The sequence below is a fragment of the Nocardioides sp. WS12 genome, assembly GCF_014108865.1.
In the GTDB taxonomy this organism is placed as follows: domain Bacteria; phylum Actinomycetota; class Actinomycetes; order Propionibacteriales; family Nocardioidaceae; genus Nocardioides.
The window spans coordinates 4,002,877-4,025,747 of record NZ_CP053928.1 but is presented as its reverse complement, the minus strand read 5'-3'; the positions used below and the strand labels follow the sequence as shown (position 1 = coordinate 4,025,747).

The window sequence follows — 22,871 nt, the reverse complement described above, 5'->3', positions numbered from 1 at the left end:
GGTGGGGCGGAGGGTGTCTCGAGGTGGAGCAGGGGGAGCAGGTGATGCGGTGAGGGGAGAGGGGAGGGGGTCAGCCCTTCCAGGCTCCGCCGAACAGCATCAGGGTCTCGGAGGTGCTGGTGATGCCGTGCACGTCCTTGTTCCAGGGCTGGAAGAAGGCGCCGGCGCCCATGGCGACTCCGGGGACCGTCTCCTGCCACAGCTCGTTGATCTGGGTGAGCAGCTTGGTGGCGTCGTCACCCTCGGCGGCCTGGAGCTGGACGATGAGCTTGTCCATCTCCGGGTTGCTGTAGCCCGTGGGGTTCTGCGGCGACTGGCCGTTGAGGGTCGTCGAGATCCGCGAGTATGGGTCCTCGTCGGGGATGCTCATCGCGGACACGGCGAGGTCGTAGTCGTGGGTGACGTAGATCCGCTGAGTCTGGTCCGCGATGTTGCGGAGCAGGTCGGTCTTGACCGTGAAGCCGGCCGCTTCGAGCATCGCCTGGATGGTGACGGCCGCGGTCTGCGACGCCTGGTCCGACTGACCGATGTAGGTCAGCTTGCCGTCGTACCCGTCGGCCTTGGCCTCGGCGAGGAGGTCCTTGGCCTTCTGCAGGTCGTAGTCGGCCGTCTTCACGTCGGTGAAGTACGGCGCGCTCGGCGAGTAGATGTTGCGGCTCGGGAGACCCGAGCCACCGCTGACGCGGTCGAAGTAGACCTTCGGGTCGATGGCGTAGTTGATCGCCTGACGGACGCGAACGTCCGAGGTGGCGCGGCCTTCACGGTTGTTCAGCCAGAACATGTTGGCCAGGCCGGACGGCGCCATGATGCCGGCGAAGCCGTCCTTACGGGCCTTCTCGAGCGTCTGGGGTGCGCGCAGGTTCGCTGCATCGACCGATCCACCCGCGAGCGACTCGAGACGGGCGTCGTCACTGCCGAGCCAGACGAAGCGGAGCGCGTCGAGGTGCGGCTTGCCGTCCCAGTAGTCCGGGTTGGCCTTGAGGACGAGCTCCTCGGCCGGCTTGTACGTGTCCTCGACGAACGGACCCGCACCGATCGGCTTGAACTTCTCCGGACCACCGGCGTACGCCGCCGGGGCCATGATCATGCCCGGGCCGCTGGCCAGCATGTTGGGGAACTTCACCCACGGCGCGTTCAGGGTGAACACGACCGTGTCGGTGCCGGCCGGCTTCATGTCCTTGATGTTCGTGGCGAGCAGCAGGGTGTTGAAGCCGACGTTCTTCATGTAGTAGCCGAGGCTGCCCATGACCGCGTTGGCGTCGAGGGGCGTGCCGTCGGTGAACTTCACGTCCTTGCGGAGCTTCAGCGTCCAGGTGGTGTTGTCCTCGGACGTCAGCGACTCGGCGAGCCACGGGTCGAAGGAGTTGGTCTCCTGGTTGTAACGCATCAGCACGTCGTAGATGGCCGCGGTCGCGTTGCCGCCGGCAGCACCGTTGCCGTAGGTCTTGGTGGGGTCGAGGCTGCGGGCCTCGGAGTAGTCGGCCAGGGTCAGCGTGCCGCCGTCCTTGGGGTCGCCCTCGTCGCCCTTCACGCCGACGACGCCAGCGGTGTAGATCTCGTCCTTGGTCAACGACGAGCTGTCGCTGTCCTTGTCACTGTCGCCGCCCGAGCTGGCGCATCCCGCTGCCAGCAACGTGGTCGCCAGGAGTGCGGTTGCGACACGTGTCCGTGTCGTGATGCGGTTCCTCACTGATCCTCCAGGTGGTAGTCCGGGACCGCTGAGGGCCGCTCCGGGGGTGTGTCTTCGATCACGCTAGGAGGCAGCGCGCCGCTGCCTCCCAGCCGATCCCGCTCACCGGGAGGCCCTGATCAGAAGGCGTGCGCGACCAGGTCCCCGAACAGTTCTTGCGCGTCGACGGCCAGCCCCCGCCGCTCGAACCATCCGCACACATTGGTGCAGTCTCGCTGCAGGAAGTCGAACCCGCCGGCATTGCCCACCAGGTCGACGAGCTGCGGCAGATCGATGATCACGAGGCGCTCGCCCGCCGCGAGGATGTTGTACGCCGACAGGTCGCCGTGCACGATTCCTGCCTGCGCGAGCGTCATCATCGCCGAACGAAGTTGTTCGAAGTAGGACGCGAGCAGCGCCGGATCGGGTCGCGTCTGCGCCAGGCGCGGAGCCGTCTGCGGCCCGTCGTCCTCGTCGCCGTCTGCCCCGGGCACCGTGATCCATTCCATCAGGATCTCGGTGCCGTCGATCTGGACCGGATAGGGCACGGGGAGACCGAGCTCCCAGCAGCGTTGCAGCGCACTCCACTCGGAGATCGCCCACTCGGCCGCGGCGACCTCGCGACCGAAGGTGCTCTTGCGCTTGAGGGCGCGCTCGTCCCGGGACCGCTTCATGCTGCGGCCCTCGGTGTAGGTCGCCGAGCGGTGGAAGGTGCGGTGCTCCGAGGAGCGGTACCGCTTGGCGGCCATCACGACGGACTGCGCCGGATCGTGGGGGTCGGTGCGATCGAGCAGGAAGACGTCCGCTTCCTTGCCGGTCTTGAGGATGCCGAGATCGGTGTCGATCGCACCCTGGGACGTCACGACCCAGTCGGGGCGTGGCTCGGGTCCGCGGGACAGTGGCTCGATGTCGAGCCAGCTGGACCAGCGCTGGCCGGGACCGAGGTCGTCGTACGCCTGGAAGTCGAAGACGAAGCGGGGGTCCAGATCAGCGGTGGGGTCTGCAGTGCGGTCAGGTGTGGAGAGGTTCTCCGGAAACACTTCGGGTGCTCCTGTGGGTCGAGGGGATTCGGTCTGCGGGCAGGCCGGCAACAGTCATGGACATGTCACGCTCCTCTCGACGAGCTCCGCGGAGGCGCGGAGTCAGATCCAAGGCTGACTCACGTCGGTGGGCGGAATCAACCGAATATTGCTGACGTAGATTGGGCCAATGCGCTGGCGAACCGTTCTCGTGGTGTTCCTGCTCCTGCTGGTCCCCGGGCTCTCGGGTGCCGCGGCCACCGTCTCCGGTGCCCCGGCGACCGTCTCGACACTGACCAGCGCGCCGGCTCCGGGCGGGATCAGGGGCCCCGACTCGTACTGGCCCTACGACGGCAACGGCGGCACCAACGCCCTGCACTACGACGTGCGGATCGCCTACAACTTCAGTGAGCGGATCCTGCGCGGACGCACCGTCGTCACGATGCGGGCGAACCGGGCGCTCAGCAGCTTCTCCCTCGACCTGTTGCTGCCGGTGAGCGCGGTCAAGGTCAACGGCTGGACCGCCCGGTTCACGCGGCCCAATCATCACGAACTCAAGATCATTCCGCGCAGTGCCATCAGTGCCGGCAAGACCTTCAAGGTCGAGGTCGTCTACCGCGGCAAGCCGTCGCAGCGCGGCTACGCGGGCGAGCGCAACTGGCTGGCGGACCGCCACGAGTTCGTCACGATGAACCAGCCGCACATGGCTCCGTGGTGGTTCCCGTCCAACGACCACCCCAGCGACAAGGCCACGTTCGACATCCGCGTCAACCTGCCGAAGGCCAAGCGGGTGATCAGCAACGGCATCCGCGTCTCGCGGAAGGTGATCGGTACCCGCGCGGTCACCCACTGGCGGATGTCGGACCCGATGGCGACGTACCTCGCCGTCGTGGCGGCAGGTGACTTCTTGATGGAGGCCAGTCGGACCTCCTCGGGGATCCCGGTCTACAACGCCGTTTCCTCGCGCCTCTCGTCGGCCGAGCGCCGCAGTTCGCTGCGGGCCCTGCGTCGTACGGCGGGCATCACCGAGTGGCTCAAGGGCCAGTTCGGCCCCTATCCGTTCTCCTCCATCGGCGGCGTGGTCACGAACCTCGACGTCGGGTTCGCGCTGGAGAACCAGACCCGGCCGACCTACGGCTCGTGGATCTACACGGGCGTGATCGTCCACGAGGTCGCCCACCAGTGGTTCGGGGACAGTGTCTCGGTGCGCAAGTGGCGCGACATCTGGCTCAACGAGGGCTTCGCCACCTATGCCGAGGTCCTGTACGACGCCACGCACGGCGGCAAGAGCGTCGAGGCCTGGCTGGACGGGGTCTATGCCAGTGCCTGCCAGTCACCGACGTCGTCGTTCTGGACCCTGAAGCTCGACAACCCCGGTGCGGCGCACATCTTCGACGGCGCGGTGTACGACCGGGGCGCGATGGTGCTTGCGGCCCTCCGCAACCGCATCGGCGCGGCCGAGTTGCAGCGGGTGCTGCGGTTGTGGGTCACCGCGCACCGCGACGGCAATGCGTCGGTGGCGCAGTTCGAGGCGTTCACCGAGGCCCGGACGGGGGAGGACCTCGACGGCTTCTTCGACGCCTGGCTCCGCGGTGCGCGAGCCCCGGCCGGAACCGCGGAGAACGGGCTGCGGCACGCCTGTCCGTGACCGCCGGGTCGCCGTCTTGGGCGCGCCTCCCGCCCCACGGGTGGGGCATTTGGTACCAATGTGTCGATCTGTGTCCTCGGGGGCACAACCACACCAGGATGGAGACACCCACGCATGGACGCCAAGAAGTTGATCGGTGTCGTGGTGATCGTGTTCCTCGGCTTCTGGATGTTCACCGATCCCAACGGCCTGGCCACGACCGCCAAGAGCACCGGCGCCGACGTCTGGTCGCTCACCGAGCAGGCCTTCACGGGGATCATCGACTTCCTCGGTGCCCTCGGCTAGTGCCGCTGTCGTGATGAGTCCCAGGTGAGTTTCGTGTCGGGATTCATCGCGCGCCTCGGTGACCCCCGGATCGGCAAGCACCTGCTCCGCGAGGAGGGTGAGGTCGTCGTCGACGAGGTCACCCACCACTGGTTCGCCTATCTCCGCCCGGGCGGCGAAGCCCTGCTCGCGCTGGTCTTGTTGATCGCGAGCTGGTTCGTCGCGATCGCGGTCGCCTGGTTCTTCATCATCGTCGCGGCCGGCCTGCTGCTGCACGCGTCCTGGGGTGGGCTGGCCGTCCTGCGCGACCGGTTCGTGATCACCAACATGCGGGTGTTCCGTGTCCACGGCGTGCTGTCGCAGAGCCTCGCGACGATGCCGTTGAGCCGGATCCTCGACATCTCGGTCAAGAAGCCGCTCCACGGCCGGATCCTCGGCTTCGGCCACTTCTGCTTCGAGTCCGCCGCCCAAGAGCAGGGCCTGCGCGACATTCGGTACGTCGGCCGTCCCGACGACCGCGATCTCTCGATCCAGCGCGTCGTCCAGCGGGCCGGCCTCCGCGGCCCCCGCGTTCCCAACTGACGGGCGTCCGTAGGATTGCGTCCATGACGCAGCAGCCGTTCTCCCGTCCCGGCGCCATTGATCTCTCGGCGCTGAAGCAGCGTCCGGCCCCGGCCGGCGCGCCCGCCGCCCCAGCTGGTGGTGGCGCGAGCGGTTCCGGCGGTGGCCGGGCCTCGTCGGCGTACTCCGTGGCCGTCGACGAAGCGAACTTCCAGACCGTCCTCGAGGCGTCGATGAACGCCCCGGTCGTGCTGGTGTTCCACTCGGCCAGCCAGGTGCCCGAGAGCGTCGACATGGCCGCGGACGTCATCCAGGTTGCCAACGAGTACGACGGCCGGTTCCTCGCCGCAACGATCGATGTGGACGCCAACCCGCAGATCGCGCAGGCGATGCAGATCCAGCAGGTGCCGCTGATGCTGGTGATCCTCGACGGTCGCCCGGCCACGCAGCCGATTCCCGGCGCGGCCCCGATCGACGACATCCGCGCGCTCTTCAACCAGCTCGCACAGCAGTTGACCGCGCAGGGCATCGCCGGTCGCCACCAGCCCAACGCCTTCGGGGCCCCCGTGGCCGCGGTCGAGGGTGAGGAGGGCGCCGAGCCCGAGGTCGACCCGCGTTACGCGCCCGCCCAGGACGCACTCGCCGACGGCAACATCGACCAGGCCGTCGCGGAGTACCAGAAGCTCGTCGACGGCAACCCCGCCGACCACGAGGCCGCGGCCGGTCTCGCCATGGCCAAGGTGCTGCAGCGCACGCAGGGCGTCGACCTCGATGCCGCCCGTGCTGCTGCGGCCGCCCACCCCGACGACGTCGACGCCCAGACCCTCGTCTCCGACCTGGACATGCTCGGCGGCCACGTCGAGGACGCCTTTGCGCGCCTCATCGAACTGGTTCGCCGTACCGCAGGCAAGGACCGTGACAAGGCCCGCGAACACCTGCTGGCGCTGTTCGGTGCGGTCGGCAACGACGACCCGCGGGTCCTCAAGGGACGCGCCTCCCTCGCCTCTGCCCTGTTCTGAGTCGGCGGATCGTGATGGCAGGCGCAGCGCGGGGCATGGGGTTCGGGCAGGGCGCGGGCTTCCTGCTCCAGGGGATCCGGTTGTGGCGCACGCGCACCCGCCTGATGGCGCTGGGCATCGTGCCTGCAGTGATCGCGATGATCCTGCTGACGGCGGCGTTCATCGGGCTGGTCCTGGTCCTCGACGACCTGATTGCCTGGGCGACCCCGTTCGCGAACGACTGGGCCGACGCAGCGCGCTCGACCTTTCGAACGGTCGTGTTCATCGGCGTCCTCGCCGGCGCGGTGATGCTCTCGATCGTCACCTTCACCGGACTCACCCTCGCTGTGGGTGATCCGTTCTACGAGAAGATCTGGAAGCAGGTCGAGATCTCCCTCGGCGGCGAGATCCCCGAGCGGGGCGTCGGCTGGATCCGGGGTGCGCTCGACGGACTGGTGCTCGTCGCGATGGGCCTGGCGACCGCCGTGATCGTCTTCGTGATCGGCCTGTTGCCCGTGATCGGCGCGATCATCGGAGCAACGCTCGGCCTGATCGTCTCGGGGCGCCTGCTGGCTGGCGAACTCGTCTCCCGACCCCTCGAGGCCCGCGGCATGGACCGCGCCGCCCGCGCCGACCTGATGCGCCAGCACCGCGGCGCCATGCTCGGCTTCGGTGTCTGCGTGCAGGCCTGCTTCCTGGTCCCGTTCGGCGGCATCCTGGTGATGCCCGCCGCGGTCGCCGGGGCGACGTACCTCGCCCGCCAAGCGCTGGAGTCTCAGCCCAGCTGACCGCGACTTGGGGTTTGTCGCCGCCGAGTTGGGGTTTGTCGCGCGCGAGTTGGGGTTTGTCGTCGTTCAGCAGGACTCCAGGACCTGACCGCCGAAGGTGCCGGAACCCTCGTCGATGGTGGCGTCGTTGATGGGTCGTGCCCGTCCGATGTGGCCGTCCTCGTCCACGGGCACTGCGACCGTTCCGGCGGAGGTGTCGACGATCAGTGATCCGCCTGACCAGGCCAGCCGCTCTAGTGAATGCCCGTCGCCGTTCACGCAGCCAACGGTGAATCGCCGGTTGAGCAGTCCTCGATCGGTCTGCTCGACGCGGATCTCCCAGTAGGGATCCACGAATCCGCCGAGAAGGACATGCGTCTGCATCGTGCCGTCAACGTCCGCGATCCCGGAGAAGCCGGCGAACTCCTCGGACTGAAAAATCTCGATGGACCACACGCCACCGACCCAGAAGAGAAAGATCCCGCCTGCGGTCAACCCCGCCAGCACCTGTTGCCAGGTACGGCGCGGGATCAGGCACCCAGCGATGCCCACGAGGGACCAGCCCACGGCGCCGAACATCATGGGGTGATCGAGGAGTCGTGCAGCCCAGACATAGCTGTACTCGAGGCCGGCGGCCGGCAACGCGATGATGGCAAGAAGAGTCCCGGCAGCCAGCAGGGCCCACCCGCAGAGCCGGCGCGTGGACCGCGCCGCTCGCTGCTGCGAGATCGCTGTGCCGGTGCTCATTCCCCGACGGTAGTGCCGACGTGGTCGAACGCGTTGAGAACCGCCTGCACGGCCGGTGAGTCCGCCATCGTCCGGCGGTGCAGGGCGTCGATGAGCCGGATCGGTTCCGGATCGGTCACGGGTACGGCGACCAGTTGGTCACCGAGCGGGGCGCGACCCATCCGCGGGACGAGGGCGACGCCGAGCCCTGCTGCGACGAGGGCAAGGTGCGAGTCGAACTCTGCTGACACGTGCGCGATCCGGGGCGGACGGCCGGTGCCGTCGTACATCCGGGACAGCCACTGGCGGCAGATGGTGCCTTCGGGGGTGGCGATCCAGTCCACGTCGATCAGGTCGTGCGGCGTGACGCTGCGGCGCCGGGCGAGCGGGTCGTCGCGGTGCACGATCAGGTCCGCGACGTCGCCCGGCAGGGGAGTGGCGACGACGTGGTCGGGGATCGGCTGCGGCACGCCGCCCCATCGGTGCACGATGCCGAGTTCGACCTGGCCGCTCGCGACGAGGTCGACGACGTCCCACGGCTCGCCCTCGCGCAGGGTCAGGGTCAGGTCGGGGTGGGCGTCGCGCAGGCCGCGGGCGACGGGGGCGACCAGGCCGCGCATCGCGGTGGAGAACGCGGCGAGACGGATCCGGCCGGCGACGACTCCGGCGCGCTGCTGGAGGTTGGTCTCGAGGAGTTCGAGGTCGGAGAGCACCTGCTGGCCGGCGTCGACGAGGTGGTGGCCGTGGCTGGTGAGCATCACGCCGCGGCCGACGCGTTCGAGCAGCGGCACCCCCGTCTGGCGTTCGAGGCGCTTGACCTGTTGGGAGATCGCACTCGGCGTGAAGCCGGTCGCGGCGGCTGCGGCAACGACGGAGCCGTGGGTGGCGACGGCCTGCAGTCCGGCGAGGGCGTCCAGATCAATCATGTAGCAATGCTACATCAAATGGCACACATCTATTCGCTGGTGCTTCATGGTTGTGGCGGCAATGCTGGTCACGTGAATCGCAAGGACCAGTCCCTCGCCGCGCTCGTCGCCGTCATCTGGGGCTTCAACTTCGTCGTCATCGACTGGGGCATGGGCGACGTACCGCCGTTGCTGTTCCTCGCTGCCCGCTTCCTCGCGGTGATCGTCCCGGCCGTGTTCCTGCTCGACCCGCCGCCCGTGCCGTGGCGCACGGTCGCGGCCGTCGGTGTCTTCATGTCGCTCGGCCAGTTCGGCTTCCTGTACGTCGCCATGGATGCCGGCATGCCGCCCGGGCTCGCCGGTCTGGTGCTCCAGGCCCAGGTGGGCCTGACGATCCTGCTCGCCACTGTGGTGCTCCGGGAACGCCCCACCGGCCCACAGATGGTCGGCGTCGCGCTCGGTGCCGCAGGACTGGTCGTCGTGGGTTTCGGCCGCGGCGGGCACGTGCCCCTGATCGCCCTCGTGCTGTGCCTGATGGGCGCGCTGATGTGGGCGATCGGCAATGTCATCTCGAGAGCCTCCGGAGCCACGGGCGGCCTCGCGCTCACCGTCTGGTCAGCCCTGGTCGTGCCGATCCCGCTGATCCTGCTCTCGATGATCCTCGACGGGCCGGGGGCGCTGGCTGACGGTGTCGCTGCATTCGGCTGGAAGGCGGCCGTGTCCACGCTCTACACCGCCGGCCTTGCCTCGCTGGTCGGTTACGGCATCTTCAACGGGCTGTTGTCGCGCAACACCTCGGCCTCGGTCGTGCCGTGGATCATGCTGGTGCCGCCCGTCGCGATCGGGTCCGCGTGGCTCCTCCTGAACGAGGTGCCGTCGACGGGCGAACTGGTCGGCGGCGCGATCCTCGTGTTCGGGGTGCTGGTGGCCTCACGCACCAACCGAATTCGTCGTGAACCGGCCCGTCAGGCAGCAAATTCGGTAGGTGAACCGAACCTCAGTGACCCGACTCCGTGTACGCCGGACCTTCCCCTGCCAGGGACGCCAGCGCAGCCCGCACCCGCCGTGCCGTGAAGTCGGCCGCACGTTCGTCGACCTCGGCCAGCGTGAGGAACGCAGCAGTGCGGATCTCCCGCGCCTGCGGCACGACCTGATCGGTGATCGTCGCTGGATGCACGCCGCCGTCGAAGACCAGGCAGATGGCGTCGTCCCAGCCACCCCACGGCGGCAGCCAGTCGGTGAGGACGAGCGATCCGGCCTCGATCTGCAGGCTGAGCTCCTCCTCGACCTCGCGGCCCACGGCCAGGCGCGGTGACTCGCCCGGCTCGACCACGCCGCCGGGCAGGTCCCAGTCGTCCTTGTAGGTCAGCTGGCACATGAGCACGCGCGGCCCCGATGGATCCGGCGAGTCGTCGCGGATCAGCATCTGCCCGATGCCGCGCTTGCGGGGGAGGAACGAGTTGAGGAGCGCGCGGAACCCACCGGGCTCGTGCACGGGGGTGTCGTCGGCGAGCCGGGCGTACACGACGACGTCGCCGGTCCGTCCGCGCTGCACGCCTTCGCGGCGCATGCCGGACCACGTCGCGATCCGCTGCGCCTCGGCGTCGTTGACCGCGACCTTGACCTCGACCCGCTCGTGGTCGAGCAGCGCGGTGGCCACCTGTCGTCGTACGACGTCGACGGCGGCCTGCCAGCCGCGCTCGGTCAGACCGGAGGTCCAGGTGAGCCTGGCGATGCCGTCATCGACAGTCGTGTGGCGGATCTCCGGGTCGGACACAGGATTACCTTATGGGGGACCTCAACCACAGCGTCGCAAGTGGTGGCAGGACGAGCGTTGCGTACGCCGGACTGCCGCCCGGAGCGTTCGCCTCGAGCGGCCCGGCGGCGATCGCCTCGACGGTGCCGAGGTTCCCCACTCCCGTTCCGCCGTACGACGTCGCGTCGGTGTTGAGCACCTCGGCCCACGCGCCGGCGGACGGGAGGCCCAGGCGGTAGTCGTGGGGGATCGCAGCGAAGTTGGAGACGCACACGAGATCGGGCACGCCCGACCCAGCAGCAGCGCGTCGTACGAAGGAGAACGTGTTGTGACCGGCGTCCTGGGCGTCGATCCATGCGAAGCCGGCGGGGTCGTTGTCGAGGCGCCACAGCGCCGCCTCGTCGCGGTAGCGGTGGTTGAGGTCGCGCACGAAGTCCTGCATGCCGCGGTGGTCGGGCTTCGCGAGCAGCCACCAGTCCAGCTCGCGGGACTCGGCCCACTCGGTCTCCTGCGCGAACTCGCAGCCCATCATCAGCAACTGCTTGCCGGGATGCGCCCACATGAACGCCAGATAGGCCCGCAGGTTGGCGAGTTGCTGCCAGCGGTCGCCGGGCATCTTGCGCACCAGCGAGCCCTTGCCGTGCACGACTTCGTCGTGGCTGAGCGGCAGCACGTAGTTCTCCGAGAACGCGTAGACCATCGAGAACGACATCTCGCCGTGGTGGTAGGCGCGGTGGATCGGGTCGTGCTGCAGGTAGCCGAGGCTGTCGTGCATCCAGCCCATGTTCCACTTGAAGCCGAAACCCAGCCCGCCGCCCGAGGTGGCACCGGTGACGCCGGGCCAGGCCGTCGATTCCTCGGCGATCGTGACGACGCCGGGCATCCGCTTGTAGGCGGTGGCGTTGAGTTCCTGCAGGAAGCGGACGGCTTCGAGGTGCTCGTGGCCGCCGTACTGATTGGGCGTCCACTCACCGTCCTTGCGGCCGTAGTTCAGGTAGAGCATCGATGCGACGCCGTCGACGCGGAGCCCGTCGACGTGGAACTCCTCGAGCCAGTACAGCGCGTTGGCGACGAGGAAGTTGCGCACCTCGGGCCGGCCGAAGTCGAAGATGTGCGAGCCCCACTCGGCATGCCAGCCGCGCTGGGGGTCGGGGTGTTCGTAGAGCGCGGTGCCGTCGAAACGGACCAGCGCCCAGTCATCGGTCGCGAAGTGGCCGGGCACCCAGTCGAGGATCACGGAGATGCCCGCTGCGTGCAGCGCGTCGACGAGTCGCCGGAACCCGTCGGGGTCGCCGAACCGCGCGTCCGGCGCGAAGTACGACGTCACGTGGTAGCCCCAGGACCCGCCGAACGGGTGCTGCATGACGGGCATCATTTCGACGTGCGTGAAGCCGAGGTCGCTCAGATAGGCGGGGAGGTCCGCGGCGAGTTCGTCGTAGGTCCAGAACGAGCCGTCCGGGTGCTTCTTCCACGAGCCGAGATGCATCTCGTACGTCGCCATCGGCTCGTTGACCGGCTGCCGTCCGGCCCGCTCGGCCAGCCACGCCTGGTCCTGCCACACGTGCGAGGAGGCGAAGACGCGCGAGGCCTTCTCCGGCGGCGGCTGGGCGTGGAAGGCCATCGGATCGGCCTTGTGGCGCCACACGCCGTCGGCGCCCTCGATCACGAACTGGTACGTCGCGCCCGCTCCCACACCGGGGACGAACGTCTCCCAGAGCCCCGAACCGATCGGCGCCATCCGGTGGGTCGAACCGTCCCAGCCGTTGAAGTCACCCGCGACGGCGACCTGGCGTGCGTTCGGTGCCCAGACCACGAAGTTGGTGCCCGCTACCGGCTCGATGCGGATGTGGGCGCCGAGCACCTGCCAGAGCTGCTCGTGACGGCCTTCCGCAACGAGGTGGAGGTCCATCTCGCCGAGGGTCATCCCGACCACTCTAGCGAGCGGTGGCTCGTAGCAGGCAGGTCTGCTGCGGCTTCATCGCCGGCACCTGCACGCCAGCACTGCCCAGCACCCGTCCCGGCAGGCGCACGCCCTTGCCGGCCAACCAGCTGGGCACGGCCCACGGCGGCTCACCCGCCCCGTCGGGGCTGAGCAACCGGACGTCGTACGACGTCGACGGGTCGAGGCCGGGCAACCGGACCCGGCCACGGGGCGAGGTGGCGGGCTTGCCGAGCGACGTCATCGCGAACACCGCATCGCGCTGGTCCTGCGCGACCACGCCGTGCACCCACAGGGTCGGATCCGGGTGGTCGGCCACGACGACGCGACCGCGGTGCAGCAACGGCCGCAGGCTCTTGTGGAGCTCGACCCAGCTGCGGACCACGGGGAGGTCTTCGGGCGCGAGCTTCGCGAGGTTCCACTCGATGCCGAAGTGGCCCCACAGCGCCGTGGCGGCGCGGAAGTCGAGCGGCTGGGTGCGTCCGGTCGAGTGCGCGGTCTCGGGGCCGAGGTGCGTGCCGACGAGTTCGGGCGGGACCAGCAACTGCGTCCAGCGCTGCACCTCCTGCCGGTCGAGGGCGTCGATGCAGTCGCTGGCCCAGATCCGGTCGGTGCGGGCGAGGATGCCGAGGTCGATCCGGGCGCCGCCGCTGGCGCACGACTCGATCTCCAGGCCCGGGTGGCGCTTCTTCAGTTCGTCGATGAGCCGGTAGACGGCGAGCGTGTGGGCCCGGACGCCGGGCGTGTGGGTCGGGCCGTGACCGGCCTCGGTGACCGGGCGGTTGTGGTCCCACTTGAGGTAGCCGATGGGGTGCTGGTCGAGCAGCTTGTGCAACGCCTTGGCGACGAACCTGTACGCGCCGGGGTTGGCGAGATCGAGGACGTACTGGAACCGCGACGGCAACCCCAGCGAGTCCGGTCCGTCGCCCGGTCCGGGCCGGAGGATCCAGTCCGGGTGGGCGCGCGCGAGGTCCGAGTCGGGATTGACCATCTCCGGTTCCACCCAGATGCCGAACTCCATGCCCGCAGCGGTGACCTTGTCGACGAGCGGCTTCAGTCCGTCGGGCCACTTCGTCCGGTCGACCTCCCAGTCACCGAGTGCGGCGCGCGCGTTGTTGCGGCCGCGGAACCAGCCGTCGTCCACGACGAACCGCTCCACCCCGACGGCCGCAGCTGCGTCGACGAGCGGCATCAGTCGCTCGGGGGTGGCCTTGAAGTACACGGCCTGCCAGGTGTTGAGCAGCACCTTGCGCTGGGCCTTCGGGTGGGTGGAGCGGGCGCGGATCTCCTGGTGCAGGCGGCCGGACAGTTCGTTGAGGCCGTGGCCGTGGCTCGCCCAGATCTCGGGCGCCGTGTAGGTCTCACCGGGCGCGAGGCTCACTTCGCGGGGGAGCAGGAGTTCGCCCGAGGCCAGCACCGCCTCGCCGTGGTAGAGCCGTTCAGCGGCCTGGACCTGATTGCCGGACCACGCCAGGTGTACGCCCCACACCTCGCCCGACTCCCAGCCGAACCCGCTCTCGCCGGCGACCAGGACGAGCGGCGAGTCGTGGCCGGGGCGGCCCTTGCGGTTCTCGCGCACGTGCGCGCCGACGCCGAGCGGGAGCCGTTGCGGGACGCGCTCGTGGCCCTGGCTGCCGGCCAGGCTGAGCACCTCGGTCGCGTGGCTCGGCACCGGCAGGGACAACCCCAGATGATCCAGTTCGTACGACGTCCGGCCGGTGTTCTTCAGTTCGGCACCGAGTCGCGCCACACCGTGCGGGGACAGCGTGACGGTCAGGTCCAGCGAGATCTCCGCCGCCTCGTCGACGACGTGGAACCGGACGCCCTGCGGGATCGTCTCGTGGCCGGTGACCGCCAGCCGGGTGACGTGGCCCGCGCCCTGGCGGCTGCCGATCAGGCCGGGACGGCCCAGCCAGCCTTCCGACTCGACGGGAACCAGCGACGGAATCCCCGGGACGCTGAACGCGCTGTTGCCGCGGCGGGGACGGGCGGCCTCCGCCAGATCGGCCAGCTGGCGCGAACCGAGGCGCCCCAGGTCATCGCCCCAGTGCAGGACGCGGGGCAGACCGTTGGCCCAACTGGCGTCGTACTCGAGAACGAGGCTGACGCCTCCGTCGCGCACATGGATCCGCGTGGCCGTCATGGCGATCACCCTAGGGCTCGAGTCCCTTGGCCGACTGACGCTCGCGGCGGCAGGAGTGATGTGATGCGGGGGTGACCGCGACCCGAGAAGCCACGTCCGCCCGGCTGCTGGTCGTCGTGCCGATCGTGCTGGCCTGCCTCTCGATGATCGGGCCGTTCAGCATCGACACCCCGTTTCCGGCGTTCCCGGAGATGCGCGACGACTTCGGCGTGGGATCCGGCGCGCTGCAGCTCGTGGTGACGGTCTACCTCGCTTCGTTCGCGGCGATGAGCGTGCTCCACGGTCCGATCTCGGATGCCGTCGGCCGGCGACCGGTCATGGTCGTCTCCCTCGTCGTGTACGTCGCCGCGTCGATCGGCTGCGCCTTCGCGCCGAGCCTCTCGTGGCTCCTGGTGTGCCGCGCGTTCCAGGGCCTGAGCGCCGGCGGCGCCACCATCGTCAGCCGTACGGTGATTCGCGACCTGTTCGAGGGTGCCACCGCGCAGCGGTTGATGAGCCGGGTGGCCGTCATCTTCGGCATCGCACCGGCGATCGGCCCGATCATCGGCGGACTGGTCCTGCAGCTGGGCGAGTGGCCGCTGGTCTTCGTCTTCCAGGCGGCTCTCGGCGTGGCCCTGATCCTCGCTGTGCTGGTGCTGCTGCCCGAGACCCTGCCGCGCGAGCGCCGGGTCGAACTGCGCGTCGGCGCGGTCCTGCGCAGTCTTGCGGCCGTCGCGAAGGAGCCGGCATTCCACCGGCTCGCGTGGGCGACGTCGCTGATCTTCGGCGCCCAGTTCCTCTACATCGGTGGTGCGGCGATCTTCGTCGTCGACGTCCTCGGTGAGGGCGAGCTCGACTTCTGGAAGCTGTTCGTCCCGATGATCGGCGCGATGATGCTCGGCTCGTGGCTCTGCGGTCGCGCGGCCGGCCGGATCACGGCGCGCCGCCTCATCTCCATCGGCTGCACGATCTCGTTCATCGGCGGTGTGGTGGGCGTCCTGATCGCGGCGTCGCCTGTCGCGGCTGACCTGCCCTGGGCCGTCATCGGCGTCAGCCTGATCGCCCTGGGCAACGGCCTGACCTACCCGACGATGCAGCTGATGCTGCTCGACCTGTTCCCCGCACGCCTCGGCGCCGTCGTGTCCCTGTCGTCGTTCTTCGCGCTGGTGCTCAACGCCATCACCGCCGTTGCTGTCACCCCGTTCGTCGGCACCTCCGCCATCGGCTTCGCGACCGCAGCCCTTGTCGGGGTCGGTGGCGGCCAACTGCTGTGGGCCTGGCACTGCGCCCTCGAGGACCGCGACTGCGCGGTGCAGGGGCACGCCGTCGATCGGGAGCCGATCGAGCTCCTGTAGCGCGAGTTGGGGTTTGTGACCGTCGAGTTGGGGTTTGTCACCCTCGAATTGTTCTCACCACGGGCGAGGGCGACGAGGCGAGAGCCGCGGCGATGGGCGAATGGGAATGCCGCTGAGCACCGGAACGCGCCATGATCGCCAGATGTCGTCCTTGTCGATCTGTCCGTGCTGTGGCTTCCGCACGCTTCTTGACGAGCCGGGGTCGTACGAGGTGTGCGCAGTGTGCCGCTGGGAGGACGACGGCGCGCCTGCCTGGGCCTGCGGGGGACCGAACGTGGTCAGTCTTGTCGAGGCGCAGCACGAGTTCCTCTCGCTCGGACCCATCGGGAGACTGCGTCATCGGGGCCGCCGACCGCGCACGGGCGAGGCACGAGAGGCCGGCTGGCAGCCGTTTGCGCGAACCGACGAACTTCTGGGACTCGTCGCGTCGGCGAGAGCTGAGCACGAGCGTGCGATTGCTCGGATCGAAGAACGTGAGGACCTCGATGAGACCCGGTTTGTGGACGCGTTCCATGCCTTCAGTGCGGGGATGGACGCGCTTCGTATCCAGGCCCGATCGATTCCTTACCCCGAAGTTGAGCGGCGGTTCCGTGCGCTGTGCCTTGCTCACGGGCTGGACATGCCCGAAGCCGAGCTCGAACTCATGGCGCGCATGCTGTGGGACGGCCACTGGCAGTTTCGTCACCCGCTTCAGGCAATCGGGTGGGTATGGCGGCATCGCCGTTCGCGGCCGGTCACCTTTCGGGTCCGACAGGTGGTGACCGGGGTTGTTCGCTTCTCTGGTTGACCGGCCGGCTGATCAGTTGGCGCGCCGGGCTTGCCGAGGTGCGAACCCGCTCCTCCGCAACCAGTGCTCGGTGTAGAGGATCCGAATCGAGTGGCGGGGGTACCTCCGCCCCTGCGACGATCCGCCGGTGACCAACGCCCTTGTCCGCGCCCGCGCCGACCTCGAAGCCGGCCGTGCATGGAAGGCGCGGGACCGGCTGACGAGCGTGCTCGTGACCCGTCAGGACGACGAGGTTCTCGAACTCCTCATCCAGGTGCACCTGCAGATGGGGGATCTGCCGAAGGCCGGTGCGCTGCTGTTCGTCCTGGGCCGTGAGGACGACGTGGCCCAGGAGGCCATCGCGGCCTGGCGTCAGCGCTTCGGTGATGGTGACGCTCGGTGGCGCAGCATTCCTGCGCCGGTGCGCTACTCCCGCGCCGACCACCTGTACGCGCTGCAGGACGAGGGTCTGGCTGAAGGGCGCGAGCCCGACCTTCCGCCACGCAGAGACGTGGACCCCAGCGACAACAGCGAGCTCGCCGCCTGCCTGTTCGCCGGGTTGGTGGGCGCAGTCCTCCTGGCGCTGGTGGTCATCGGCCTGATCACCGTGGTGCGCGCGGTTTTCTGACCACCGGGGTGCTTTCATGGCTGCCATGGGAGCCAAGTGCTGGATGGTCGTGTACGCCGATGGCCCGGTGCCGCAGTTGTTGCGCGCGGAGCCGAGCATCGATGACGAAGCAACCGAGGCGCTGGTGGCCAGGCTGCACCCAGGCGTGCCGTTGACCGATCTCGGGTACGGCGACCTGCTCGACAACGCGAACCCCGCGGACAACGAGGTCTACGCCGCTGTCTATGACGGCGTCGCCATCGTCTGCACCTCGAAGGTGGCGCGCGACCGGCCCTCCGAGATCGACCCGGCCATCATCGGAGCATTCCCCGGGCGCACGACGTACGTTGCCTCGATGCACAGCGTGGTCGACTGGTTCGCCTACGCGATCTGGGGCCCGGACGGGGAGCTCGTGAGGTCGGTGAGCCTGTCGCCCGACGACGGCATCATCGAGAACGTGGGCGAGCCGCGTGCGTTCGAGGCGCCGTACTGGGCGGGCGAGCACGCGGAAGAGGACTACCCGCTGCCGTTCCATCCGCTCGACTTCGGTGAGGATGCGCTCGTCGACCTGTTCGGGTTCTGCTTCGAGGGCATCGTTCCTGCCGACCCCATCGACCTCGAGGAACTCACCCTGCTCGGGTTCCGGACGGGCCGGGGCTGACCGGACGGGTCAGCCAGCGACCAACCGCGCGACCCCCGCCAGCGGGATCGGCAGCCAAGCCGGGCGGTTCCGCGCCTCGTAGACGCACTCGTAGACGGCCTTGTCGACGACGTACGCCGTCAGCACCGTGCGGTCGGCGTCGCTGAGCCCACCCTCCCCGCAGTACGACGCCAGGAAGGCCTTGCGGTTGCGGCGGGCCCATTCCTCGGCGCGGATCGCCCGCTGATGGGCCACGTCGGGGTCGTCGTCGGGCAGCGAAGCGTCCACGGCATGGGGTGCGTAGTCGAACGAGCGGGTCATCCCGGCGACGTCGCGCCACGGTGAGTCGGGGAGCAGCCGCTCGGCGAGTGACTTGGCAGGCTCACCCTCGAAGTCGACGAGCTTCCAGCCAGCGACCGTGCGCAGCGTCTGGCCGAGGTGGAGGTCACCGTGCACGCGCTGCACGGGGAGATTGCCGAGTCCGGCCATGGCGGCGAACACGGCCCGTGCCCCGTCGGCGTACTCACCGAGGTCGGGGACGACCGCGATGGCTTCGTCCAGGCGGCGGGACATCGTGCGGGCCACCTCGGCAGCGTCGATCTCCGTGGTCGGGAACGCCCCGCGCAACTGGCCGTGCACCTCGGCGAGTGCTTCGCCGAGCCGGCTGGCCTCGCTGGCGAAGTCGCCGCCCACCTCCTCGGCGTGCAGGTCGCCCTCGGCGAACAGGTCGCGGACGCTGGCCAGCGCCTGCTCCCAGCCGTCGCTCGCGGTCCGCAGGAACTGTTGCAGCATCGCGAGGTGGAGGTCGTCGGACTCGACCCAGCCATACAGCGCGGCGACATGCGTGGAGCCGGCCTCGGTGAGGACCTGGTGGGTGGTGATGTCGGGGTTCTCTCCCGGTGTCACCTTGCGGAAGATCTTGAGGACCGAGTCGTCGCCGAACAGCACGGACGAGTTGGACTGCTCGCCGCTGAACAGCGCCGGCACCGCGTCCAGGTCGAGGTCGTGGCCCTCGAGTCGGACGAAGTCCAGGCCGGTGTGCGGGCCGTCGAAGGCCCGCAGGTAGGCGGACATCGCGGCCCGGTCGTGGACGGCGTCGTACGCGAAGGCGCCCTCCTCCGACCCCTCGAGGCCCTCCGGCCAGCGCCCTACCAGGGCATGGTCGAGCCGGTCCTGCGGGGCGTCGTACAACGAGAGCGGCAGCTGGTAGAGATCGCGGTCGCCCTCCGCGTAGGTGACCTCGACGAGCGCCACGACCACCTCGGGCTCGCTCCCGACAGAACCGACCTGGCGTACGCCGGTCACCGTGAACGTGCGGCCCTTGCCGCCGAACCAGCGCCTCTGGGCAAGGAATTGCTCGATCACAGCACCGGCCTCCCCGAGGTCTCGGGGTTGGTGAGGCGGAACCAGTAGAACCCGTGTCCGCTCAGCGTCAGCAGGTACGGCAGTTCTCCGATCCGCGGGAAGGGCACGCCGCCGAGCAGCTCGACGGGCACCCGGCCTTCGTAGCGACGCAGGTCGAGCTCGACCGGCTGGGGGAAGCGGGAGAGGTTGTGCACACAGAGGATCACGTCATCCGAGCCGTCCGCGGCGACGTGCTCGCGGACGTAGGACAGCACCGTCGGGTTCGACCCGCCCAGGTCGGTGAACGTCCCGAGCCCGAAGGCATCGTGGCCGCGGCGGATGTGGATCATCCGGCGCGTCCAGTGCAGCAAGGAGGACGGGTTCTCCAGTTGGGCCTCGACGTTGACGCTCTGGTAGCCGTAGACCGGGTCCTGGATCGTCGGCAGGTGCAGTTTGCCGGGAGTCGCGGCGGAGAAACCGGCGTTGCGGTCGGGTGTCCACTGCATCGGCGTACGCACGCCGTCACGGTCGCCCAGCCAGATGTTGTCGCCCATCCCGATCTCGTCGCCGTAGTACAGGACGGGGGAGCCGGGCAGCGACAGCAGCAGGGCGGTGAACAGTTCGATCTGGTTGGTGTCGTTGTCGAGCAGGGGAGCGAGCCGGCGCCGGATGCCGATGTTGGCCTTCATCCGCGGGTCCTTGGCGTACTCGCCCCACATGTAGTCGCGGTCCTCGTCGGTCACCATCTCGAGGGTGAGTTCGTCGTGGTTGCGCAGGAAGATGCCCCACTGGCAGCCCGACGGAATGGCCGGCGTCTGCTCCATGATCTCCGAGATCGGGAAGCGGGACTCGCGTCGCACGGCCATGAAGATGCGCGGCATCACCGGGAAGTGGAACGCCATGTGGCACTCGGTCCCGATGACCTCACCGTTGTCGAGCAGTTCCGGTCCGAAGTACTCCACGACGTCGGTCGGCCACTGGTTCGCCTCGCACAGCAGCACCCGGCCGGGGTACTTGTCGTCGACGAACTTGCGGACCTTGCGCAGGAACTCGTGGGTCTCGGGGAGGTTCTCGCCGTTGGTGCCCGGGCGCTCGTAGAGGTAGGGGACCGCGTCGAGCCGGAAGCCGTCCAGACCCATGTCGAGCCAGAACGACATGGCCTCGATCATCGCGTCGTGCACGGCAGGGTTGTCGAAGTTGAGGTCCGGCTGGTGGTGGAAGAACCGGTGCCAGAAGTACTGGCCGCGGACCTGGTCCCACGTCCAGTTCGACGGCTCGGTGTCGACGAAGATGACCCGCGCGTCCTGGTAGAGCTCGTCGGTGTCCGACCACACGTAGAAGTCGCCGTAGGGGCCTTCGGGGTCGGAGCGGGAGGCCTGGAACCACGGGTGCTGGTCACTCGTGTGGTTCATGACGAAGTCGATGATCACGCGGATCCCGCGCTCGTGCGCCGCATCGAGGAACGCGTGGAAGTCCTCGGCCGTGCCGATCTCGGGGAGTACGCCGGTGTAGTCGGCGACGTCGTACCCGCCGTCGCGCAGCGGCGAGGGGAAGAACGGAGGCACCCACAGGCAGTCCACGCCGAGCCACTGGAGGTAGTCGAGCTTCTCCGTCAGCCCGCGGAAGTCACCGGTGCCGTCGCCGTTCGAGTCGCGGAACGACCGGACGAGCACCTCGTAGAAGACGGCGGTCCGGAACCACTCCGGCTCGTCGTTCAGGACGACCTGCCTGTTGGCCGAGCCCGTCGAGACCTCCGTCATGCGTTTCCCTTCACGATCAGGATGTGTGCCGGCTCGGTGGGATCGAGCCGGACGTAGTTGTCGGCGCCCCACGTCCAGTCCGCGCCGCTGATCTCGTCGTGCACGCTGAACGAACTGCCGGGCGGCAGCCCGAGGGCGGCCAGGTCGAGATGCACCATCGTCTCGCGCACCTGGTGGGGGTCGAGGTTGAGCACCACGATCACGGTGTCCGTGCCGGCCCTCTTGCTGAAGCACAGCACGTGCTCCTCGTCCGTCGGATGCACCGTCAGGTTGCGCAGCAACTGCAGCGCCGGATGCGCTCGCCGGATCTCGTTCAGTCTGGTGATGTACGACGCCAGCCCGGTGGCGTCCGTACCCCACTCGCGCACCCGGATCTGGTACTTCTCCGAGTCGAGGTACTCCTCGCTGCCCGGCTTCACCGCCACGTGCTCGCCGAGTTCGTAGCCGGCGTACATGCCCCACGTGGGCGACGACATTGCCGCGAGCACGGCCCGGATCCGGAAGGCAGCCGGGCCGCCGTACTGCAGGAACTCGTGGAGGATGTCGGGGGTGTTGACGAAGAAGTTCGGCCGCATCCGGTGCGCGGACTCGTGGGACACCTCGCGCAGGTAGTCCTCGATGTCGACCTTCGCGGTACGCCACGTGAAGTAGGTGTACGACTGGTGGAAGCCGATCGCGCCGAGGGTCTGCATCATCGGCGGCTTGGTGAACGCCTCGGCCAGGAACAGCACGTCGGGGTCGGTTCGTCGTACCTCGGCCAGCAGCCACTCCCAGAACGCGACCGGTTTGGTGTGCGGGTTGTCGACACGGAAGATCCGCACCCCGTGGGCCATCCAGTGCCGTACGACGCGCAGCACCTCGGTGGCGAGGCTGTCCGGGTCGTCGTAGGGGTGCGCGTCGAAGTTGACCGGGTAGATGTCCTGGTACTTCTTCGGCGGGTTCTCGGCGTAGGCGATGGAGCCGTCCGCGCGGGTGGTGAACCACTCGGGGTGCGCGGCCACCCACGGGTGGTCGGGGGCGGCCTGCAGGGCGAGGTCGAGGGCGACCTCCAGATCGAGCGCGGCGGCGGCAGCGACGAAGGCGTCGAAGTCCGCGAGCGTGCCGAGGTCGGGATGGACGGCGTCGTGGCCGCCGGCGGCGCTGCCAATGGCCCAGGGCGACCCCGCCCAGTCGTCCGGCAGAGGTTCGCCCTCGGCGAGCACCGCGTTGTTCGGGCCCTTGCGGTTGACCTCGCCGATCGGATGGATGGGCGGCAGGTAGATGACGTCGAAGCCCATGGCCGCGACGGCCGGCAGCCGCTCCGAAGCGGTCCGGAAGGTCCCGCTCACCACGGTGTTGGTCTGCGGGTCGTAGGTCGCACCTTCGGAGCGCGGGAAGAACTCGTACCAGCTGCCGAAGAGCGCGCGCGAGCGGTCGACGTGGACGGGGAACGGGCCCTCGACGGTGAGCAGGTCGCGGAGCGGGTGTGCGCGCAGAACCCCCACCAGGTCAGGTGATTCGAGCTGCGCGAGCCGGGCCTCGGCTGGGCGCTTCTTGTCGCTGGTGGCCTTGATCGCGGCGCGGAGCACCTGAATGTCGGCTTTCGGCATTCGTTGGTCGAGCTTGTCGAGACCCGCGACCACCCGCTCGAGCAGCAGTCGCCCTTCGGCGAACATCAACTCCGTGTCGATGTCGGCCCGGATCTTGATGCCGGCCGCGTGCTGCCAACTGGCGATCGGGTCCGACCAGGCCTGCACCTCGAAGGTCCAGGCACCGACGCTGTCGGCCACGACCCACGCCTCGTACCGGCTGACCAGGTGCCGATCGGTCGCCGGGAGTGCCGTCATCGCGACGGGTGGGCGACGGGTGCCGTCCGGGGCGATGAGCACGACCTCGGCGCCGAGCCGGTCGTGACCCTCGCGGAACACCGTCGCACTGACGGGGAAGGGCTCGCCGACGCTCGCCTTCACGGCCAGCCGGCTGCCGGTGGCACCGGCCTCCAGCAGCGGCTTGACGTCGATCACGGGGATGCGTCCGACCATGGTT

Annotated in this window: 20 protein-coding genes; 10 read left to right on the top strand and 10 right to left on the bottom strand. The window is 69.0% G+C overall.

Going from position 1 to position 22,871, the window contains the following annotated elements:
• Positions 1 to 70: 70 nt before the first annotated feature.
• Both HRC28_RS19475 and HRC28_RS19470 read right to left on the bottom strand, forming a co-directional pair.
• On the bottom strand, positions 71 to 1,690 hold the full coding sequence (locus tag HRC28_RS19475; protein WP_182377057.1) for an ABC transporter substrate-binding protein: 1,620 nt from the start codon (positions 1,688 to 1,690) through the stop codon (positions 71 to 73).
• Positions 1,691 to 1,809: 119 nt separating this feature from the next.
• The gene (locus HRC28_RS19470) at positions 1,810 to 2,709 is read right to left on the bottom strand and encodes an RIO1 family regulatory kinase/ATPase (RefSeq protein WP_182377056.1); all 900 of its coding nucleotides are present in this window, start codon (positions 2,707 to 2,709) and stop codon (positions 1,810 to 1,812) included.
• Positions 2,710 to 2,878: 169 nt separating this feature from the next.
• Between HRC28_RS19470 and HRC28_RS19465 the strand changes: the two genes are divergently transcribed.
• The 5 genes from HRC28_RS19465 to HRC28_RS19445 all read left to right on the top strand — a co-directional run bounded on the left by HRC28_RS19465 (position 2,879) and on the right by HRC28_RS19445 (position 6,947).
• Positions 2,879 to 4,336 carry a M1 family metallopeptidase gene (locus tag HRC28_RS19465; RefSeq protein WP_182377055.1) on the top strand — a complete coding sequence of 486 codons (1,458 nt, stop codon included), beginning with the start codon at positions 2,879 to 2,881 and terminating at the stop codon, positions 4,334 to 4,336.
• Between the two features lie 114 nt (positions 4,337 to 4,450).
• Positions 4,451 to 4,621, top strand: coding sequence for a hypothetical protein (locus HRC28_RS19460; protein WP_156392224.1), 171 nt, complete (start codon positions 4,451 to 4,453; stop codon positions 4,619 to 4,621).
• A gap of 24 nt (positions 4,622 to 4,645) precedes the next feature.
• Positions 4,646 to 5,182: a PH domain-containing protein gene (locus HRC28_RS19455; RefSeq protein ID WP_237111575.1), complete on the top strand. Its 537-nt coding sequence runs from the start codon at positions 4,646 to 4,648 to the stop codon at positions 5,180 to 5,182.
• Between the two features lie 23 nt (positions 5,183 to 5,205).
• Positions 5,206 to 6,180, top strand: coding sequence for a tetratricopeptide repeat protein (locus HRC28_RS19450; RefSeq protein WP_182377054.1), 975 nt, complete (start codon positions 5,206 to 5,208; stop codon positions 6,178 to 6,180).
• A 35-nt stretch (positions 6,181 to 6,215) separates the two neighbouring features.
• Positions 6,216 to 6,947, top strand: a complete 732-nt coding sequence (locus HRC28_RS19445; RefSeq protein ID WP_182377053.1) for an EI24 domain-containing protein — start codon at positions 6,216 to 6,218, stop codon at positions 6,945 to 6,947.
• A gap of 66 nt (positions 6,948 to 7,013) precedes the next feature.
• Here the strand turns inward: HRC28_RS19445 and HRC28_RS19440 are convergent, their stop codons facing one another.
• Both HRC28_RS19440 and HRC28_RS19435 read right to left on the bottom strand, forming a co-directional pair.
• Positions 7,014 to 7,673 (bottom strand): hypothetical protein, encoded by a 660-nt coding sequence (locus HRC28_RS19440; protein ID WP_182377052.1) that lies wholly within the window; start codon positions 7,671 to 7,673, stop codon positions 7,014 to 7,016.
• A complete protein-coding gene (locus HRC28_RS19435; protein ID WP_182377051.1) occupies positions 7,670 to 8,578 on the bottom strand; it encodes a LysR family transcriptional regulator in 909 nt (302 codons plus the stop codon). The genes HRC28_RS19440 and HRC28_RS19435 overlap by 4 nt, the downstream gene beginning before the upstream one ends.
• Before the next feature lie 72 nt (positions 8,579 to 8,650).
• On the opposite strand from HRC28_RS19435, the gene HRC28_RS19430 reads away from it, so the two are divergent.
• Complete coding sequence (locus HRC28_RS19430; RefSeq protein ID WP_237111574.1) at positions 8,651 to 9,631, top strand: EamA family transporter; 981 nt, start codon at positions 8,651 to 8,653, stop codon at positions 9,629 to 9,631.
• Here HRC28_RS19430 and HRC28_RS19425 read toward each other — a convergent pair.
• The 3 genes from HRC28_RS19425 to HRC28_RS19415 are packed head-to-tail and all read right to left on the bottom strand — an operon-like array spanning position 9,555 to position 14,395.
• Positions 9,555 to 10,334 (bottom strand): NUDIX domain-containing protein, encoded by a 780-nt coding sequence (locus tag HRC28_RS19425; RefSeq protein WP_182377049.1) that lies wholly within the window; start codon positions 10,332 to 10,334, stop codon positions 9,555 to 9,557. The two genes, HRC28_RS19430 and HRC28_RS19425, sit on opposite strands and share 77 nt — an antisense overlap.
• Positions 10,335 to 10,338: 4 nt before the next feature.
• Positions 10,339 to 12,237 (bottom strand): 1,4-alpha-glucan branching protein GlgB, encoded by a 1,899-nt coding sequence (gene glgB / locus HRC28_RS19420; RefSeq protein WP_182377048.1) that lies wholly within the window; start codon positions 12,235 to 12,237, stop codon positions 10,339 to 10,341.
• A gap of 10 nt (positions 12,238 to 12,247) precedes the next feature.
• Positions 12,248 to 14,395 (bottom strand): alpha-galactosidase, encoded by a 2,148-nt coding sequence (locus HRC28_RS19415; RefSeq protein WP_182377047.1) that lies wholly within the window; start codon positions 14,393 to 14,395, stop codon positions 12,248 to 12,250.
• A 71-nt stretch (positions 14,396 to 14,466) separates the two neighbouring features.
• Here HRC28_RS19415 and HRC28_RS19410 point away from each other — a divergent pair, with 71 nt between their 5' ends.
• From HRC28_RS19410 to HRC28_RS19395, 4 genes are all read left to right on the top strand, one after another.
• Positions 14,467 to 15,729, top strand: coding sequence for a multidrug effflux MFS transporter (locus tag HRC28_RS19410; protein ID WP_202033125.1), 1,263 nt, complete (start codon positions 14,467 to 14,469; stop codon positions 15,727 to 15,729).
• 106 nt (positions 15,730 to 15,835) lie between these two features.
• Positions 15,836 to 16,516: a CPCC family cysteine-rich protein gene (locus HRC28_RS19405; RefSeq protein ID WP_202033124.1), complete on the top strand. Its 681-nt coding sequence runs from the start codon at positions 15,836 to 15,838 to the stop codon at positions 16,514 to 16,516.
• A gap of 127 nt (positions 16,517 to 16,643) precedes the next feature.
• Positions 16,644 to 17,123, top strand: coding sequence for a DUF6584 family protein (locus HRC28_RS19400; protein WP_182377046.1), 480 nt, complete (start codon positions 16,644 to 16,646; stop codon positions 17,121 to 17,123).
• A gap of 25 nt (positions 17,124 to 17,148) precedes the next feature.
• Positions 17,149 to 17,763, top strand: a complete 615-nt coding sequence (locus tag HRC28_RS19395; RefSeq protein ID WP_202033123.1) for a hypothetical protein — start codon at positions 17,149 to 17,151, stop codon at positions 17,761 to 17,763.
• 9 nt (positions 17,764 to 17,772) lie between these two features.
• Here the strand turns inward: HRC28_RS19395 and HRC28_RS19390 are convergent, their stop codons facing one another.
• The 3 genes from HRC28_RS19390 to HRC28_RS19380 are packed head-to-tail and all read right to left on the bottom strand — an operon-like array spanning position 17,773 to position 22,867.
• Positions 17,773 to 19,107, bottom strand: coding sequence for a hypothetical protein (locus HRC28_RS19390; protein WP_237111573.1), 1,335 nt, complete (start codon positions 19,105 to 19,107; stop codon positions 17,773 to 17,775).
• Positions 19,104 to 20,846, bottom strand: a complete 1,743-nt coding sequence (gene treS / locus HRC28_RS19385; RefSeq protein ID WP_182377045.1) for a maltose alpha-D-glucosyltransferase — start codon at positions 20,844 to 20,846, stop codon at positions 19,104 to 19,106. The genes HRC28_RS19390 and treS overlap by 4 nt, the downstream gene beginning before the upstream one ends.
• Positions 20,843 to 22,867, bottom strand: a complete 2,025-nt coding sequence (locus HRC28_RS19380) for a maltotransferase domain-containing protein (protein ID WP_182377044.1) — start codon at positions 22,865 to 22,867, stop codon at positions 20,843 to 20,845. Before HRC28_RS19380 ends, treS begins: the two co-directional genes overlap by 4 nt.
• Positions 22,868 to 22,871: the final 4 nt, after the last annotated feature.